Source organism: Solimonas fluminis, assembly GCF_002930645.1.
In the GTDB taxonomy this organism is placed as follows: domain Bacteria; phylum Pseudomonadota; class Gammaproteobacteria; order Nevskiales; family Nevskiaceae; genus Solimonas_A; species Solimonas_A fluminis.
Map to the genome: position 1 here is coordinate 94,054 of NZ_PSNW01000013.1, position 15,432 is coordinate 109,485.

A 15,432-nucleotide genomic window follows, 5' to 3' on the forward strand; every position below is an offset into this window, starting at 1 on the left:
GACGCCCGTTGCCCCGGCCGGGGTGGCGGGCGTCGTCTGCGTTCCGGCGCCCCGCATGAACCGCGTCCTCGTCCCCCACACCCTGAGCCCCGAATCGCTGCCGCCGCATCCGGACGGCGCGAGCCTGCATGCGCTCAAGGGACGCAGCATGGGTACCGCCTGGTCCGTGCTGATGGTCTGCCCGGCGGAAGACCTGCGCTGGCTCGGCGCCGGGGTGCAGCAGGAACTGGATCGCGTGGTGGCGCAGATGAGCCACTGGGAGCCGGACTCCGACCTCTGCCGCTACAACGTGGCGCCTGCCGGCAGCTGGCACCGCTTGCCGGCCGAGTTCCTGGAGGTGCTGGAGGCCTCGCTGGCGTACGCGCAGGCCAGCGACGGCGCCTTCGATCCCACGATCGGCCCGCTGGTGGACACCTGGGGCTTCGGCCCCGCGCCGGTCCGCGATGCGCCGCCCGGCACGCAGGAGATCGAGGCGGCGCGGGCACGGGTCGGCTGGCGGCAGCTGCGGCTGGACGAGGCCGGGCAGCGCCTGCTGCAGCCCGGCGGCCTGCAACTGGATTTCTCCTCCATCGCCAAGGGCTACGCGGTGGACCAGCTGGCGCGCTACCTGGGCCGCGCCGGCGTCGATCACTGGCTGGTGGAGGTGGGCGGCGAGTTGCGCGGGCAAGGCTGCAAGCCCGACGGCCAGCCCTGGTGGGTGGAGCTGGAGCGCGTGGGCGAGGAACTGCCGCGCACCGTGCTGGCCCTGCACGGCCTGGCCGTGGCCACCTCGGGCGACTACCGCCGCTACTTCGAGCACGGCGGCCGGCGCTATGCCCACACGCTGGACCCGCGCAGCGGCTGGCCGGTGACGCATGCCTTGGCCTCGGTCACGGTGCTGCACCCCGAGTGCATGCAGGCCGATGCACTGGCCACGGTGCTGGGCGTGCTGGCACCGGACGAGGCCTACGACTTCGCCGCCCGGCGCAACTTTGCCGCGCAGTTCGTCGTTCGCGGCGCGGCGGGATTGGAGGAGCGCACGACTCCGGCTTTCGAGGCCCTGGCCCGTGATTGAGTGGATCGCCACCGCCGAAGGCATGCGCGTCCTGAAGGCGTCCGCCGTCGTGCTCGCCTGGCTGCTGTTCTGCGCGTTCATTGCCGGGTCGCGCGCGCTTGCACGCCGGCGGCTGCGGATGACGGCGCCGGCCGGCAGCAGCCCGATCCTGGTGGCCTACGCCAGCCAGACCGGCTTCGCGCAGCGCCTGGCGCTGCAGACCGCGCAGTCGCTGCAGGCCAGCGGGGCGCCCGTGCAATTGCTGCCGCTGGGGGAAGTCACCGCCGCCATGCTGCAGTCCGCGGGACGCGTGCTGTTCGTGGCCAGCACCACGGGCGAGGGCGACCCGCCGGACACCTGCATTCCCTTCGTGCGCCGGGTCATGCGCGCCGATGCCGAGCTGCAAGGCCTGCACTACGGCCTGCTGGCCCTGGGCGACCGCGAATACCGGAACTTCTGCGGCTTCGGCCATGAACTGGAGCGCTGGCTGCGCCGGCACGGCGCCCAGCCCCTGTTCGACCCGGTGGAGGTGGACAATGCCGACGAGGGTGCGCTGCGCCACTGGCAGCATCACCTGGAGTTGCTGGGCGGCGGCGCGCCCCTGCCGGACTGGAGCGTGCCGGAGTACCAGCGCTGGCGCCTGGTCGAGCGCCGCCTGCTGAACCCGGGTAGCCTGGGCGGGCCTGCCTACCATCTCGCGCTGCAGCCGCTGGAGGGCATCCCCCAGTGGCGCGCGGGCGACATCGCCGAGATCGGTCCGCGCAATGCTCCACGGCGTGTCGCGGATGCACTGCAAGCCGTCGGACTGCCGCCCGCCACGCCGATGCCCGACGGTGAAGCCCTGTCGGCCTGGCTGGCGCGCAGCCTGCTGCCACCGGACCTGGCCGACCTGCGCGGCCGGACGGCACGGCAGCTCGCCGAAAGCCTCCGGCCCCTGCCGCATCGCGAGTACAGCATTGCGTCCATTCCCGCCGACGGTCGTCTGGAACTGCTGCTGCGGCAGATGCGGCAGCCCGACGGCAGCCTGGGCCTGGGCTCCGGCTGGCTCACCGCGCACGTGGCGGTGGGCGAGGAGGTGGCCCTGCGCATCCGCGAGAATCCCGGCTTCCAGGCGCCTGCGGATGCGCGGCCGCTGATCCTGGTCGGCAACGGCACGGGGCTGGCCGGCCTGCGCGCCCATCTCAAGGCGCGCATCGCCGCGGGGCATCGGCGCAACTGGCTGGTCTTCGGCGAGCGCAGCCGCGACAGGGACTACTTCCACCGCGAAGAGATCGAGGGCTGGCTGAAGGCCGGTCACCTCGAGCGGCTGGACCTCGCGTTCTCGCGCGAGCAGGAGCCGCGTGTCTATGTGCAGGACCGCCTCCGTGAGGCCGCCACGGAGCTGAAGGCCTGGGTGGACGAGGGCGCTGCGATCTATGTCTGCGGCAGCCTGGAGGGCATGGCGCCGGCGGTGGGACGCGTGCTGGCCGACGTGCTCGGCGCCGGGACCGTGGAGCGCCTGCTGGAGCAGGGACGCTACCGGCGGGACGTGTACTGAGCCCCGCAAAGCCGGCGGGCGCGGGGGCGTCCTTCCGGTCCTTGAGTCTCTGCTGCTAGGCTGGGCTCCTTGCATGGGATTGCCTCTTCGCCATGACGCCAGTGCGCGCACCGCCCTTCGCCCAGATCGAGATCACCACGATCTGCAACTACCGCTGCTTCTATTGCGCCGGGCGCGACATGCCGCAGCGGCACATGCCGATGGAGCAGTTCCTCGGCATCCTGGAGAGGCTGCCGCCGAGCGTGCGCCAGGTATCGCTGCAAGGCGAGGGTGAGCCTACGTCGCACAACCGCTTTCGCGACATGGTGGCCGCGGTGCGGCAGCGTGGCCTGGAGCCCTACACCATCACCAACGCCAGCCTGATCCGCGATCCGCAGTGGTTCGCGCAGGCCTTTCCCTTCATCGGCATCTCGATCGACACGCTGGACGCGGAACTGGCCGAATCCATCGGCCGCATCAGGCTGCACCGCGCGCTCAAGGGCGTGGACCGCCTGATCGGGGCGATGGGAGCACAGCGCATCGTGCTGCACACGGTGAACTTCGGGCAGCCGCTCGATGCGATCCGCGAATGGGTGCGAGCCAAGGGTTTTGGCAAGCACGTGGTGCAGCCGCTGCAAGGCAAGGCGGACTACGTGCGCAGCTATCGCTACAAGCCCCCGCCGCGTGAACTGCCTGCCGAGCTGCCGTTTGCGCTGCAATGCAAGTACCTGGAGGGGGATATCACGAGCTACTACTCGCTCGACGGCGTCGAACTGCCCTGCTGCTTCATCAAGGACACCGCGTCTTTCCGCTCCGCCGCCGAGTTGCGCGCCTCCCTGGCCGTGGGCCGCATACCGCCGGCCTGCGCCGGCTGCAGCGAAATCCGCCGCACCGCGGGGCCGGCGATCGTGCCCGAGGCCGTACCCTGAACCGAGCCCGGACGCGGTAGGCCTGCAATACCCGCGACACGATGAGCGCCCTACATGTTTCCAGCCGTTCGCGCCGAGCCTGTCGATGCATGAATGGTCCGCGCGCCGACCGTTCATGCATCGACAGGCTCAGTACGAACCGCCGGACCGCGCGAGAGAAATCAGCCCTTCGATTTCTTCGCGGAGATGTACATGGCGATATCGGCCTCCATCACCACTTCCTGCGCGCTGTCGCGCACCCGCACCGGTACCACGACGTCGCCGGTGAAATCCGGCGCCAGCGGTTGGGGCAATTCGGCGCGGGCGACGAGGTCAGTGCTGCCCTGCTTGACGTAGCGCACGGTCATGCCGCGCGGGATCCAGCGCAGGCCCCGGGGCAGGGAGGTTTCCATCATCGTGCCGGCGGCCAGTTCCGCCATCGCGCACATCGCGATGGCATTCACCGAGCCCAGGTGGTTGTGCACCTTGCGCCGGTTGCGGATGAAGACCTCGGCCAGTCCGGGCTTGAGTTCGCGGAAGGTCGGCGAGATCGAGGCGAAGTAGGGTGCGCGCCAAGTCACGGCACGCGAGAACAGGCTGCGGCCAAGGGGATAGCGCCGCAGGCGCGAGAAGGTCTGGGACAGTGGGGTCATGGGACTCTCAAGGGACAGGGGGATGGGTTGCCGGCAGGCGCAGCGCCTGGACCAGCCAGTCCGCCGTCTCCTGCCAGGCGGCGCCGGGCATGCTGGGACGGAAGAAGCCGAAGTGGCTGATCTGCCGCAGGCCATGGTCGGCCGGCTGCAGCACGCGCACTTCGGTGCGGGCATTGCGGTAGAAGCCGGCGAGCGCCTGCACCGCATTGAGCGGTGCATAGAACACGTCGTCGGCGATGGCGTAGAAGCGCATCGGGCCGCGGTAGGCGGCGAAGTGCTGGCGGATCGGCTGGCCGCTGCGGTGGGTGATGTAGTCGGGGTGGCGGCACCAGCTGGCCCACTGCAGCGCCACGCCGGCCGGCAGTTCCGCACCCATCACCGCGGCCGGCACCTTGCCGAACAGCGCCACCGAACCCGGCAACACCACGTGCCACAGCGCCGCCATCAGCGGGCGCAGGCGCTGAGGCCAGTGGCCCCAGTAGCCGCTCTGCGAGGCAATGGACAGGGCCGCCCTGGCCAGGTGGTTGTTGTCCGCCAGGCCCAGCATCTGGCCGCCGGCGGAATGCCCTACGGCGGCGACCGGCAGGCCGGGATAGCGCGCCTGCAGCCAGTCCAGCGTCGCGGCCAGGTCGCGCTCGCCCCAGTGGCGCATGCGTAGCGAGGCGCCGCTGACCTGCTGCGGCCAGACGCTCTGGCCGATGCCGCGGTAGTCGTAGGTCAGCACCGCGAACCCGCGTTCCGCCAGGAACTTCGCGTAGGCCGCGTAGTAGCGCCGCGGCACGCCGGTGGCGGCATTGACCTGCACGGCGGCGCGCGGGGTGTCTTCGGGTTCGTAGAGTGTCGCCGCGAGCGGGTGGCCGTCGCGCGACTCCAGGGTGGTGTGGATTTCGCGCATGTCGCGCTCCTCAAGGATCGAGGCTTCAGGCTAGGCCTGCGCGCGCGGGGCGACAAACGAAATCGGGAAGGCTTTCGGGTGAATTCAGCTCACTTGAAGAGCCTGCCGGAGGCCATCAGCTCGCGCAGCCAGTCGCGGAAGGCGAGGACTTCCGGGCGGTCGCCGTCGCTGGCCCGGTGCAGCAGGTAGTAACCCTGCGGAACCTGGATCTTGAGCTCCGGCCAGGGCATCGAGAGCTGCCGGCGCTTCAGCAGGGGTTCCACCATCGGCAACAGGCCCAGCGCCAGGCCCAGGCCCTGCTCGGCGGCGCGCAGGATCGCCAGGTAGCTGTCCAGCCAGATGTCGCGCTTGCCCTTGCCCAGCGCGACTCCGGCGGCCTGCGCCCACATCGCCCAGCCTTCCGGCATCGGCGAGGAATGGATCACCGCCACGTCGCCGAGATGGCCGGGGTCGCGCTTGCGCAGGCTGCGGGCCAGGCTGGGCGTGCAGACCGGTACGGCCCACATCGTCAGCAGGTGTTCGGCGGTTAGCTGAGGCCAGTGGCCGTTGCCGAAGCGCAGGGCCAGGTCCAGGTCCTCGTGCAGAAGGTCCACCGGGCGCAGGTCGGTATCGATGCGGACGTCGATATCGGGGTGCGCCTCCTGGAACGAGGGCAGGGCCGGCAGGATCAGTTCGCTGGCAATGAAAGGCCCCATGCTGACCTTCAGGCTGGCGCGGGCATGGCGCTGCATGACGCGATGGCTGCCATCGCGCAGGCGCTGCAGGGTGTCGCGCACCACGGCCAGGTAGGCCTTGCCGCCGTCGGACAGTTCCAGCGAGCGGTTGCCGCGGCGGAACAGCTCGAAGCCGAGGAAAGCCTCGAGCGCCTTGATCTGGTGGCTGATGGCCGATGGCGTCAGGTGCAGCTCCGCCGCCGCCAGTTTGAACGACAGGCGCCGCGCCGCGGCCTCGAAGGCCTCGAGCGTGTGCAGCGGTGGCAGTCGGCGGAACTTCATCGGGGGCGATTGTAGCCGCGATGTGGCCTGTCCCCCGGGGCGAGGGAGCCGGTCCCTGGCCGCGCCTGAAGCCAAGTGGCCCGCGTGTAATGACAAGCCATGCCCCCGCAGCGCCGTGAAGATGCGTCCCGTGGCATCGGATGGACGGTCGGCCCAAGTCGCCGCCGCGAGTCCCGGGGCCGGCCAACAACGGTGACAAGGAGAGGAGAACCATGAGCGAGACGGAGTCGACGGCCGGCAGGATGAGCCGGCGCGGGTTTATCGGTGCGGGCGCGGCGCTCGGGGCCGGACTGTGCATGCCGAGCTGGTCCTGGGCCGGTACCCAGTCGGTGGCCGGAATCGGCGGAACCACGCCTCCCTGGCTGGCCTGGGACGATGAGGCCGACCCGGTCGTGGCGGCGCTGATCGACAGCGGCGAGGTGCCGGCCGTCAACGCGCTGCTGCGCGGCTGGACCAGGAATGGCCAGGCGCTGCCGCCGGGCCTGCCGGCCTACCTGCACCAGTTCATCGAACGGGCCCGGCAGCTTCCGGCCTGGGCCGACACCAGCCAGCTCAAGCTGGCGGTCGAGTTCAACAAGAAGCGCGGCACCTACCTGGGCGTGGCCTACGGGTTCGTCAGCGGCATGATGAGCACGGTGATTCCCCACGAGGCGCGCGCGGTCTACTACTCAAAGGGCGGGGCCGACATGAAGCGCCGGATCTCGCGCACGGCGAAGTTCGGCTACGACATCGGCTCGCTGGGGGGCTTCCACGATCCCAATGGCGAGATGATCGTCACGTCGGTGAAGACCCGCCTGGCGCATGCCGGCGTGCGGCACCTGCTGCCACAATCGCCCCATTGGCGCGGCGATGCCGACCAGCCCAAGCCGATCAGCCAGCGCGACATCCTGGTGACCTGGCACAGCCTGCCGACCTCGGTGATGCGTTCGCTGAGGAAATGGGGCGTGAAGGTCCCGGCGGCGGAGGCCGACGCCTTCCTGCATTCCTGGCAGATCGCGGCGCACATGCTGGGCGTGCGGGACGAATACATCCCGGCCACCTGGGCGGCGGCCGATGCGCAGGCGCCCGAAATCCTCGATCCCGTCCTGGCGCCGACCCCGGAGGGCGTGAAGCTGGCGCAGATGCTGCTGGACCTCGCCGCCGAAGTCGACGGCGGCGCTTTCAGCCGGCCCCTGCTGGAGTCGCTGACGCGCTACTTCCTCGGTGACCAGATTGCCGGCTGGCTGGACATCCCGCGCCACCCGGGGCAGGACCAGATGCTGGCGGTGGCCTGGCCTTACTTCGTGAGGATGAAGGAGGCAGGGCTCTACATCCCCGGCTCGAACTCGTTCTACTGGGCCTTCGACGAAATCCTCCGCCAGGGCGCCATGTGGTACCTGGGCGAGGGCCAGCCGCTCAATATCGAGATCCCGTACTTCAACAATCCCAACTACTCCTGACGGAACCGATCGGGAAGGGCCCTTCGGGGCCTTTCTTCTCTTCGTCGGCGGATGGCCGGGCTCAGGCGCGCAGCGCGGTCGCCGTCCGGCCGTGCCAGCGGCGGAAGGAACGGCTGAAGTTGCTCAGTTCGGCATAGCCGAGGATGTCCGCGATCTCGGACAGGCTCAACGCCGATTGCTGCACGTACTTCAGCGCCAGGTCGGCACGCACCGCGTCCTTGATCTGTTTGAACGAGCGGCCGCCGGCCTTGAGGTGGTCCTGCAGGGTGCGTGGCGCCATGCCCAGGATGCGGCCCACATCCTCGAGCGTGCAGGGGGCGAAGGCCAGCAGCGCACGCACGATGCCCTCCACGCGGGTCGCCACCGCGCTGTCCGGAGGACCGCCCTCGAGCCTCAACGCCGCCGCCGTCAGCCGCCGCGAACCGCTGCCGCGCAGGTTCACCGGCAGATCCAGGGTGGCGTTGTCCAGGAACAGCGCATTGCAGTCCTGGTTGAACAGCAGCTGCGGACCGAAGACCCGCTGGTGGTCGTCGGCCTGCGCCGGCGCCGCATGGCGGAACAGCGCGCCTGCCGGCTGCCATGCCGGCGGGCAGAAGCCGCGCAGCTCGCTGCAGATCACCGCCAGCACGTATTCCACCGACTGCACCGAGCCGCCGGCCGGCGCCATCGCCGGGTCCCAGCAGACGAACAGGCCGCCGCCGGAACGCCGCAGCGAAACGCTGGCGGCGCTGGTGAACAGCGCATAGTTCGCCGCGAAGTCCTCCAGCATCTGCCGCACGGTGCCGGCGTTGCGCAGCAGCACCCAGAGCGCGCCCAGCACGGCCATGCTGCTGCGCTCGGCCATGCGCAGGCCGAAGCCGCGGCACCCGCAGGCTGCGGCGGCGTGCTCGAAGAAGGCGCCCACGCAACGGGCCTGCAGGGGAATGTCGGGCTGGCGCAGCGCCGCCGCCGGGATCGCCGCCCGCCGGGCCACGGCCAGCGGGTCGCCTCCGAGTTCGGCGATCAGCTCGGCCGCGCCCTTCAGGGTGTAGCTCGGCAGGAAATAGCCGGACATCGCGTCTCTCCGCGCGTGTGGCCTTTATTTGACTTTTGTCAATATATCAGTTGGAGCGGCGATGTCCAGCAAGGAAAAAGCCCGGCGCGGGGCCGGGCTTCGGGTTCCTGGGCTTTCGGACTGACCGGAGGAGCGGTTGCCGTTCTCCGCCCCCTCGCGACGCCGGGATTCCACCCTCCGCGCGGGGCCCTCCGCTGCGCAGGGCCTTACTCCCAGATCACCGTCTTGCGCGAGCCGAACCACTGGTCGACGCTGGGCTCGTAGCGCTTCTCGATGATGTTGCGGCGGATCTTCATCGTGGGCGTGAGGAAGCCGTTGTCGATGTTCCAGGTGTCCTTCACCACCACGGCGAACTGGATCTGCTCGTGCGGGTCCAGCGTCTCGTTGACCTGCTCCATCAGCGAAGTCAGCTCGGAGCCGATCTCGGCGCGGTCGCCGCCGGCGGCGATGTGCTTGCGCGCATCCTCCGACAGCAGCACCAGGGCGAAGGTGGCCGGCTGGTTGGCGCCGCCGATGCAGACCGCCTCGATCTTCGGATGGCTGCCCAGCTTGTTCTCGATGGGCACGGGCGCCACGTACTTGCCCTTGCTGGTCTTGAACAGTTCCTTGACGCGGCCGGTGATGCGCAGGCGGCCCTGCTCGTCGATCTCGCCCATGTCGCCGGTCTTGAAGAAGCCGTCCTCGGTGTAGCATTCGGCGGTCTTCTCCGGCTCCTTGTAGTAGCCCAGCATCTGCGCCGGGCTCTTCACCAGGATCTCGCCGTTGTCGCCGATACGGCAGGAAACGCCGAGATTGGTGGGGCCGACGTAGCCTACGCGGGCGTTGCCCGGGCGGGTGAAGTGGGAGTAGGCGAAGTTCTCGCTCATGCCGTAGGCCTCCAGCAATTCCAGCCCCAGGCTGCGGTACCAGGAGACGGTGGGCGGCGGCAGCGGAGCGGCGCCGGTGAAGGCCACGCGCACCGAGTCCAGGCCCAGTTGCTCGAGGATCTTGCGCTTCACCTTCTTGCCGAGGAAGGGGATGCTGAACAGGACCTTCTGCTTCTTCAGCGGCAGCTTGTCGAGCACGCCGAGCTGGAACTTGGTCCACAGGCGCGGCACCGAGAAGAAGATCGTCGGGCGGGCGCGGCGCAGGTCGGCCACGAAGGTTTCCAGCGATTCGGCGAAGAACACGTGGAAGCCGTGATAGGTCGAGTTGTTCTCCACCACCAGGCGTTCGGCGACGTGCGCCAGCGGCAGGTAGGAGAGCATGCGGTCATTCTGGTTGGCCGGGATGACGTCGCGCATCATGGTGCCGCAGACGTTGAAGGACCGGAAGGTCTGCATCACGCCCTTGGGCTGGCCGGTGCTGCCCGAGGTGTAGACGATGGTGGCGATCTCGTCGAGCGGCCGGTCCGGGTTGCCCTGCAGCGGCGCGGTCCTGGCGACGATGTCCTCCCACTTGCTGCCCTGTGCGCTCGCCGGCGCCAGCGGCAGCGTGATGGCCGGCAGGCTGGCCGGCACGCCGGACTTCATCTGCTCCCATTCGTCGAGCTTGCCGATGAACAGCAGCTTCGATTCGCTGTGATCCAGGATGTAGCGCACCGTCTCGGCGTTCAGCGTGGGGTACAGCGGCACGCTGACATGGCCGGACATCATGATGGCCCAGTCGGCCAGCATCCAGTGCGCGCTGTTCTTGCCCAGGATCGCGATCTGGCTCTTCGGCGGCAGGTTCAGCGACTGCAGATGCGCCGCCATGCGGCGGGCCTCGTCCATGGCCTGCTTCCAGGTGTAGTCCACCACCTTGCCGCCGCCGACGGGCTGGGTCAGGTGGATGGTGTCGGGAGTGGTCTTCTCCCAGTGATACAGGCAGGCCAGCGGCGTGCGGGCGTCGTTGGTCTTGCTCATGCTTTCCTCCTCGGTTTGCTTTTACTTGTCTTCACAGCCGGTGATGCGGATGCCGTGTCCACGTAGGGCATCAGGAAGCCGATCATCGCGGCCACGGCGGCGTCGCGGTAGGCCGGCGTGATCGAGCCATGGTCGAAATAGGAGCGGCGGAAGCAGGCGGTGGCGATATCCACCGACAGCGTGGTCACGTCCGGTTGTCCCTTCGGCAGCCGGACTCCCTTGTCCTTCCATACCGCGCGCCCCAGATCGCCCAGATGCTTGATGGTCATCTCCTGCGCCCGGAAGCTGTCGTCGGTGACGGCACCGCCCAGGATCAGCAGGCGCGCCACCGGGTTGGCCTCGTAGAAGCTCACGGAGTGATCCACCACGGCGGCGATGGCTTCGCGCAGCGTCATGCCGCGCAGTTCGTCGGCGCGCGCCAGGAACTGGCTCTCGATCTCGACCAGGTACCGCGCCACCAGTTCGTTCAGGATGGCGTAGGGAGTGGGGAAGTAGGCGTAGATGCTGCCCCGGGTATAGCCCAGCCGCTCCGCCAGGACCGGCACGGAAAAGCCGGACAGGCCGGCTTCCATCAGCAGCTTCTCGGCCTCGGCCAGGATACGGTCGAAGCGGTCCCGGGCGCGCTGCTGCGTGGGCTGGCGCGCGATGGCCAGCGGGTCCAGGGCGTCGTTCATGGCTTAAGGAGCCTCATAAGGTCCCCATCATAGCCGCGACCGGGTCCTTCCGGACCGTTCGTTTTGGATTCACCGGCGCCCGGGCCAGGCCCGTGGCGCCGGTGGCCCCATCAGAACATCTGGGTGTTCTTGACGTCGTCGGACACCGGTGCGGCGCTGCGGGAGGCAATCCAGTCGCCGGTGATCATCTGCTCGTAGGACATGCCCGGACCGACCATGGGGTAGACCGAGGCCATCGGGTCGATGATCACTTCCAGGAAGGCCGGACCCTTGAACTCGATGAATTCCTTCACCACGCGGGGCAGGTCGGCCTTGTTGCTGACGCGCACGGCGTAGCGGTAGCCATCGGCCTCCGCGGCCTTGATGAAGTCCTTCTGGTGCAGGCTCTTGTCGGAGCCGGCGTAGCGGCTGTCGAAGAACAGGCGCTGCCACTGCTTCACCATGCCGTCGCCGAAGTTGTTCAGCACGACCACCTTCACCGGGGTGCCGTAGGTGGTGGCGGTTTCCAGCTCGCCCAGGTTCATGCGGATCGAGGCGTCGCCGTCGATGTCGATCACGATCTTGTCGGGGCAGGCGAACTGCGCGCCCAGCGCGGCCGGCAGGCCGAAGCCCATCGTGCCCATGGAGCCGGAGGTCAGCCAGAGGCGCGGCTGCTTGAAGTCGAAGTACTGCGCGGCCCACATCTGGTGCTGGCCCACGCCGGTGGCGACGATGGCTTCGCCCTTGGTGATCTTGTTGATCTCCTCGATCACGGCATGCGGCTGGATGTGCTCGCCGCCACGCTCGTAGTTCATCGGGTGCTTCTGCTTCAGCTCGGCGACGTGGGCGTGCCAGGCGCCGTAGTCGGGCTTGAAGCCCTTTTCCGTCAGGTGGGCTTCGACGCGGGCCAGGGCGTGGTTCAGTTCGCCCACGTGGTGCCACTGCACGCGCTTGACCTTGTTGATCTCGGAGGGGTCGATGTCGAAATGGGCAATGCCCTTGGCGCCCTTGGCGAACTTGGACGGCACACCGGCCACGCGGTCGTCGAAGCGCGCGCCCACGGCGATCAGGAAGTCGCAGTCGTCCACCGCGTAGTTGGCGAAGGCAGTGCCGTGCATGCCCAGCATTTCCAGTGCCAGCGGGTCGGTGGTGTCGTAGGCGCCGATGCCCATCAGGGTGGTGGTCACCGGGATGCCGAAGGACTTGGCGAAGCTGCGCAGCGAGGCCGAGGCTTCGCCGTGGATCACCCCGCCGCCGGCGTAGATCAGGGGCCGCCTGGCAGCCTTGATCATCTCGTGGAACTTCTCCAGCTGCTCGACGGAGAGGCGGTTCTCGTAGACCTGCTTCAGGCGGGCGCGGTAGCCGGGGATCGGCAGCACGCCCTCGCCCTTGAAGCGGCCGCTCCAGTTCTGCACGTCCTTGGGGATGTCCACGACCACCGGGCCGGGGCGGCCGGTACGGGCGATCTCGAAGGCGGTGCGGACCGTGGCTTCCAGCTTGGAGGGGTCCGTCACCAGGAACACGTGCTTGGCCGCCGAGCCCATGATGGTGCTGATCGGGGCTTCCTGGAAGGCGTCGGTACCCACGGCGCTGGTCGGCACCTGGCCGCAGATCACCACGATGGGGATCGAGTCCGCCATGCAGTCGCGCACCGGGGTCACGGTGTTGGTGGCGCCCGGGCCGGAGGTCACCAGGCAGACGCCGACCTTGCCGGAGGCGCGGGCGTAGCCGGCGGCCATGAAGCCGGCCGCCTGCTCGTTGGCCGGCACGATCAGGGGCATCTTCTCCCCGCCGCTTTCGCTGCGGTTCTCGCGGTTGAAGCGGAAGATGGCGTCGTAGGTCGGCAGGATGGCGCCGCCGCTGTAGCCGAAGACCGCGCCGGTCCCTTCATCGGCCAGGAGCTGGACGACGATTTCCGCGCCGGTCATGGTCTTGCCTGCGAGGGGGTGGGGGGCGGGTTTCAGCACGGCATTCATGGGTAGTCGGCAGCCAAAAAAGACAAGCGCGCTTTATAACATGCGAGGGGGGTACTCCGGGAGGTCCGTGGGGTCAACGGGCCTCCGGTCCTCCTCGGCGGACATCCATCCAGGCGCCGAACCAGATGACCGCCAGCAGGGCCAGCGTCCGCCAGGGCAGCAGATGCGGCATCCCGGTGGTCTTGTTCAGGCAGGCATGCCAGGTCATGAAGGCGTCCCAGCCCAGCCGCAGCCCGGCACCCAGGAAGGCGATGCCGGCTGCGATCCGGCGCTGCTGCATCTGCCCCAGCCCCGCAAAGACCAGGCCCAGGATCCTGGCCCGTCGCCCGCCGTCCGGGACCGGGGCGGCGGGCATGGCGATGCGCGGGGGCGCCGCGCGATCAGGACCTGCCCCGGTCGTACCCCGCCAGCCCGGACCATTCCGGGGATCGGCAACGGGTCCGCGGTCCAGCGGCGCAGCCGGCCGTCCGGATCCAGCGGGTAGAGCGAGGCATTGGCGATGGTCCAGATGGGCTTTTCGCTGTCCTGGCCCAGGTGGGTGGGGCCCGGAATTTGGGTCTTTTCGCGCCCGGACCAGGCGGTCAGGCCGACGGCACTCAGAGAACCACGAAAAGAACGCCGATAGCAGCCTTGACGAGGCTGGGGCCCTGCATCCTGAACCCCCTGTTCCTGCTGGTTGTTTCGAGGGCGGATTCCGCCGCCGAATGGTAGCTCACGCAGGGCGCGGCCAGGGGCCGCCGCGGGGGCTTGCAAAGCGCCCAAAAGATTGATTTTGCATGGCGACACAGCTAATGTGCGCGCCCCTATGCGTCACATCATCACGATCCTGCTGCAGAACGAGGCCGGCGCGCTCGCGCGCGTGGCCAACATGTTCGCGGCCCGCGGCTACAACATCGACTCGCTGTCGGTGGCTCCGACCCACGATCCGACCGTTTCGCGGCTGACCCTGGTCACCGCGGGCAGCGACAACGTCATCGAACAGATCATCAAGCAGACCCGCAAGCTGATCGACGTGGTCGAGATCGCCGACCTGTCCAGCACCGACCACATCGAGTGCGAGCTGCTGATGGCCAAGGTGGCCGTGGACAGCGATGCCGCGGCCCGCAAGGTCGTGGAGTGCGTGCGCGAGCACCGTGCCCTGGTCCTCGACGAGACCGACGATACCCGCATGATCCAGCTGGCCGGCACCGGCCAGGAGATCGATGCCCTGGTCGCCGAACTGGGCAGGATCACCAGCATCCTGGAAGTGGACCGCAGCGGCGTCGCCGCCATGGCCCGCGGCCGACAGGTCGTGGCCGCCGCCGTCTGACCTGGACCGACAAACTCATCCGACAGCGGCCACGTGCCGTGTCATTACATCAGCACCCTGGAGTCAACCGTGAGCATCAACGTCTACTACGACAAGGACGCCGACCTTTCCATCATCCAGTCGAAGAAGGTCGCCATCGTCGGCTACGGCTCGCAGGGCCATGCCCATGCCCTGAACCTCAAGGACAGCGGCGTTGATGTCGTCGTCGCCCTGCGTCCGGGCTCGGCCACCGCCAAGAAGGTCGAGGCTGGCGGCCTCAAGGTCAAGAGCGTGGCGGAAGCCTGCGCCTGGGCCGACGTGGTCATGGTGCTGACGCCGGACGAGTTCCAGTCCGAGCTGTACAAGAACGAGATCGAGCCGAACATCAAGAAGGGCGCGGCGCTGGCCTTCGCCCACGGCTTCGCGATCCACTTCAACCAGGTCGTGCCGCGCGCCGACCTCGACGTGATCATGGTCGCGCCGAAGGCCCCGGGCCACACGGTCCGCAACGAGTACACCAAGGGCGGCGGCATTCCGGACCTGATCGCCGTCTACCAGGACGCCAGCGGCAGCGCCAAGAAGCTCGCCCTGTCCTACGCCTCCGCCATCGGCGGCGGCCGCTCGGGCATCATCGAGACCACCTTCAAGGATGAGTGCGAGACCGACCTGTTCGGCGAGCAGGCCGTGCTTTGCGGCGGCGCCGTGGAACTGGTGAAGGCCGGCTTCGAGACGCTGGTGGACGCCGGCTACGCCCCCGAGATGGCCTACTTCGAGTGCCTGCACGAGCTGAAGCTGATCGTCGACCTGATGTACGAAGGCGGCATCGCCACGATGAACTACTCGATCTCGAACAACGCCGAGTACGGCGAGTACGTGACCGGCCCGAAGGTCATCAACGACGAATCGCGCAAGGCCATGAAGCAGGCCCTGCTCGACATCCAGACCGGCAAGTACGCCAAGGCTTTCGTGTCCGAGGGCAAGCTGGGCTACCCCGAGATGACCGCGATGCGCCGCCTCAACGCCGCGCACCCGATCGAAGTCGTCGGCGGCCAGCTGCGCGCGATGATGCCCTGGATCGGCAAGAACAAGCTGGTCGACAAGTCCAAGAATTAAGAAGAAACGAGAAGCGCGAGAGCGCG

General features: G+C 68.6%; 14 protein-coding genes. 6 read left to right on the forward strand and 8 right to left on the reverse strand.

What is annotated here, in order from left to right; translation table 11 throughout:
• Positions 1 to 55 precede the first annotated feature (55 nt).
• The 3 genes from C3942_RS18945 to C3942_RS18955 all read left to right on the forward strand — a co-directional run bounded on the left by C3942_RS18945 (position 56) and on the right by C3942_RS18955 (position 3,478).
• Positions 56 to 1,054: an FAD:protein FMN transferase gene (locus C3942_RS18945; protein WP_104231941.1), complete on the forward strand. Its 999-nt coding sequence runs from the start codon at positions 56 to 58 to the stop codon at positions 1,052 to 1,054.
• 22 nt (positions 1,055 to 1,076) lie between these two features.
• The gene (locus tag C3942_RS18950) at positions 1,077 to 2,570 is read left to right on the forward strand and encodes a sulfite reductase subunit alpha (protein WP_104231963.1); all 1,494 of its coding nucleotides are present in this window, start codon (positions 1,077 to 1,079) and stop codon (positions 2,568 to 2,570) included.
• Positions 2,571 to 2,662: 92 nt separating this feature from the next.
• On the forward strand, positions 2,663 to 3,478 hold the full coding sequence (locus C3942_RS18955) for a radical SAM protein (protein WP_104231942.1): 816 nt from the start codon (positions 2,663 to 2,665) through the stop codon (positions 3,476 to 3,478).
• 161 nt (positions 3,479 to 3,639) lie between these two features.
• Here C3942_RS18955 and C3942_RS18960 read toward each other — a convergent pair whose 3' ends face one another.
• From C3942_RS18960 to C3942_RS18970, 3 genes are all read right to left on the reverse strand, one after another.
• On the reverse strand, positions 3,640 to 4,110 hold the full coding sequence (locus C3942_RS18960; protein WP_104231943.1) for a hotdog fold domain-containing protein: 471 nt from the start codon (positions 4,108 to 4,110) through the stop codon (positions 3,640 to 3,642).
• Positions 4,111 to 4,117: 7 nt separating this feature from the next.
• Positions 4,118 to 5,005, reverse strand: a complete 888-nt coding sequence (locus C3942_RS18965) for an alpha/beta hydrolase family protein (protein ID WP_104231944.1) — start codon at positions 5,003 to 5,005, stop codon at positions 4,118 to 4,120.
• Positions 5,006 to 5,094: 89 nt separating this feature from the next.
• Entirely contained in the window at positions 5,095 to 6,000 is a 906-nt protein-coding gene (locus C3942_RS18970; protein ID WP_104231945.1) for a LysR substrate-binding domain-containing protein, read from the reverse strand.
• A gap of 212 nt (positions 6,001 to 6,212) precedes the next feature.
• On the opposite strand from C3942_RS18970, the gene C3942_RS18975 reads away from it, so the two are divergent.
• Positions 6,213 to 7,439 (forward strand): oxygenase MpaB family protein, encoded by a 1,227-nt coding sequence (locus C3942_RS18975; RefSeq protein ID WP_104231946.1) that lies wholly within the window; start codon positions 6,213 to 6,215, stop codon positions 7,437 to 7,439.
• A gap of 61 nt (positions 7,440 to 7,500) precedes the next feature.
• On the opposite strand, the gene C3942_RS18980 is transcribed toward C3942_RS18975, so the two are convergent.
• From C3942_RS18980 to C3942_RS19000, 5 genes are all read right to left on the reverse strand, one after another.
• Complete coding sequence (locus C3942_RS18980; protein ID WP_104231947.1) at positions 7,501 to 8,493, reverse strand: AraC family transcriptional regulator; 993 nt, start codon at positions 8,491 to 8,493, stop codon at positions 7,501 to 7,503.
• Positions 8,494 to 8,699: 206 nt separating this feature from the next.
• Positions 8,700 to 10,376, reverse strand: coding sequence for an AMP-binding protein (locus tag C3942_RS18985; RefSeq protein ID WP_104231948.1), 1,677 nt, complete (start codon positions 10,374 to 10,376; stop codon positions 8,700 to 8,702).
• On the reverse strand, positions 10,373 to 11,050 hold the full coding sequence (locus tag C3942_RS18990; protein ID WP_104231949.1) for a TetR/AcrR family transcriptional regulator: 678 nt from the start codon (positions 11,048 to 11,050) through the stop codon (positions 10,373 to 10,375). The genes C3942_RS18985 and C3942_RS18990 overlap by 4 nt, the downstream gene beginning before the upstream one ends.
• Positions 11,051 to 11,160: 110 nt before the next feature.
• Positions 11,161 to 12,957: a biosynthetic-type acetolactate synthase large subunit gene (gene ilvB, locus C3942_RS18995; protein WP_243393671.1), complete on the reverse strand. Its 1,797-nt coding sequence runs from the start codon at positions 12,955 to 12,957 to the stop codon at positions 11,161 to 11,163.
• A gap of 121 nt (positions 12,958 to 13,078) precedes the next feature.
• On the reverse strand, positions 13,079 to 13,360 hold the full coding sequence (locus tag C3942_RS19000) for a hypothetical protein (RefSeq protein WP_133164364.1): 282 nt from the start codon (positions 13,358 to 13,360) through the stop codon (positions 13,079 to 13,081).
• 450 nt (positions 13,361 to 13,810) lie between these two features.
• Here C3942_RS19000 and ilvN point away from each other — a divergent pair, with 450 nt between their 5' ends.
• The gene (ilvN, locus tag C3942_RS19005) at positions 13,811 to 14,314 is read left to right on the forward strand and encodes an acetolactate synthase small subunit (RefSeq protein ID WP_104231952.1); all 504 of its coding nucleotides are present in this window, start codon (positions 13,811 to 13,813) and stop codon (positions 14,312 to 14,314) included.
• A 75-nt stretch (positions 14,315 to 14,389) separates the two neighbouring features.
• Positions 14,390 to 15,406, forward strand: coding sequence for a ketol-acid reductoisomerase (gene ilvC, locus C3942_RS19010; protein ID WP_104231964.1), 1,017 nt, complete (start codon positions 14,390 to 14,392; stop codon positions 15,404 to 15,406).
• Positions 15,407 to 15,432: the final 26 nt, after the last annotated feature.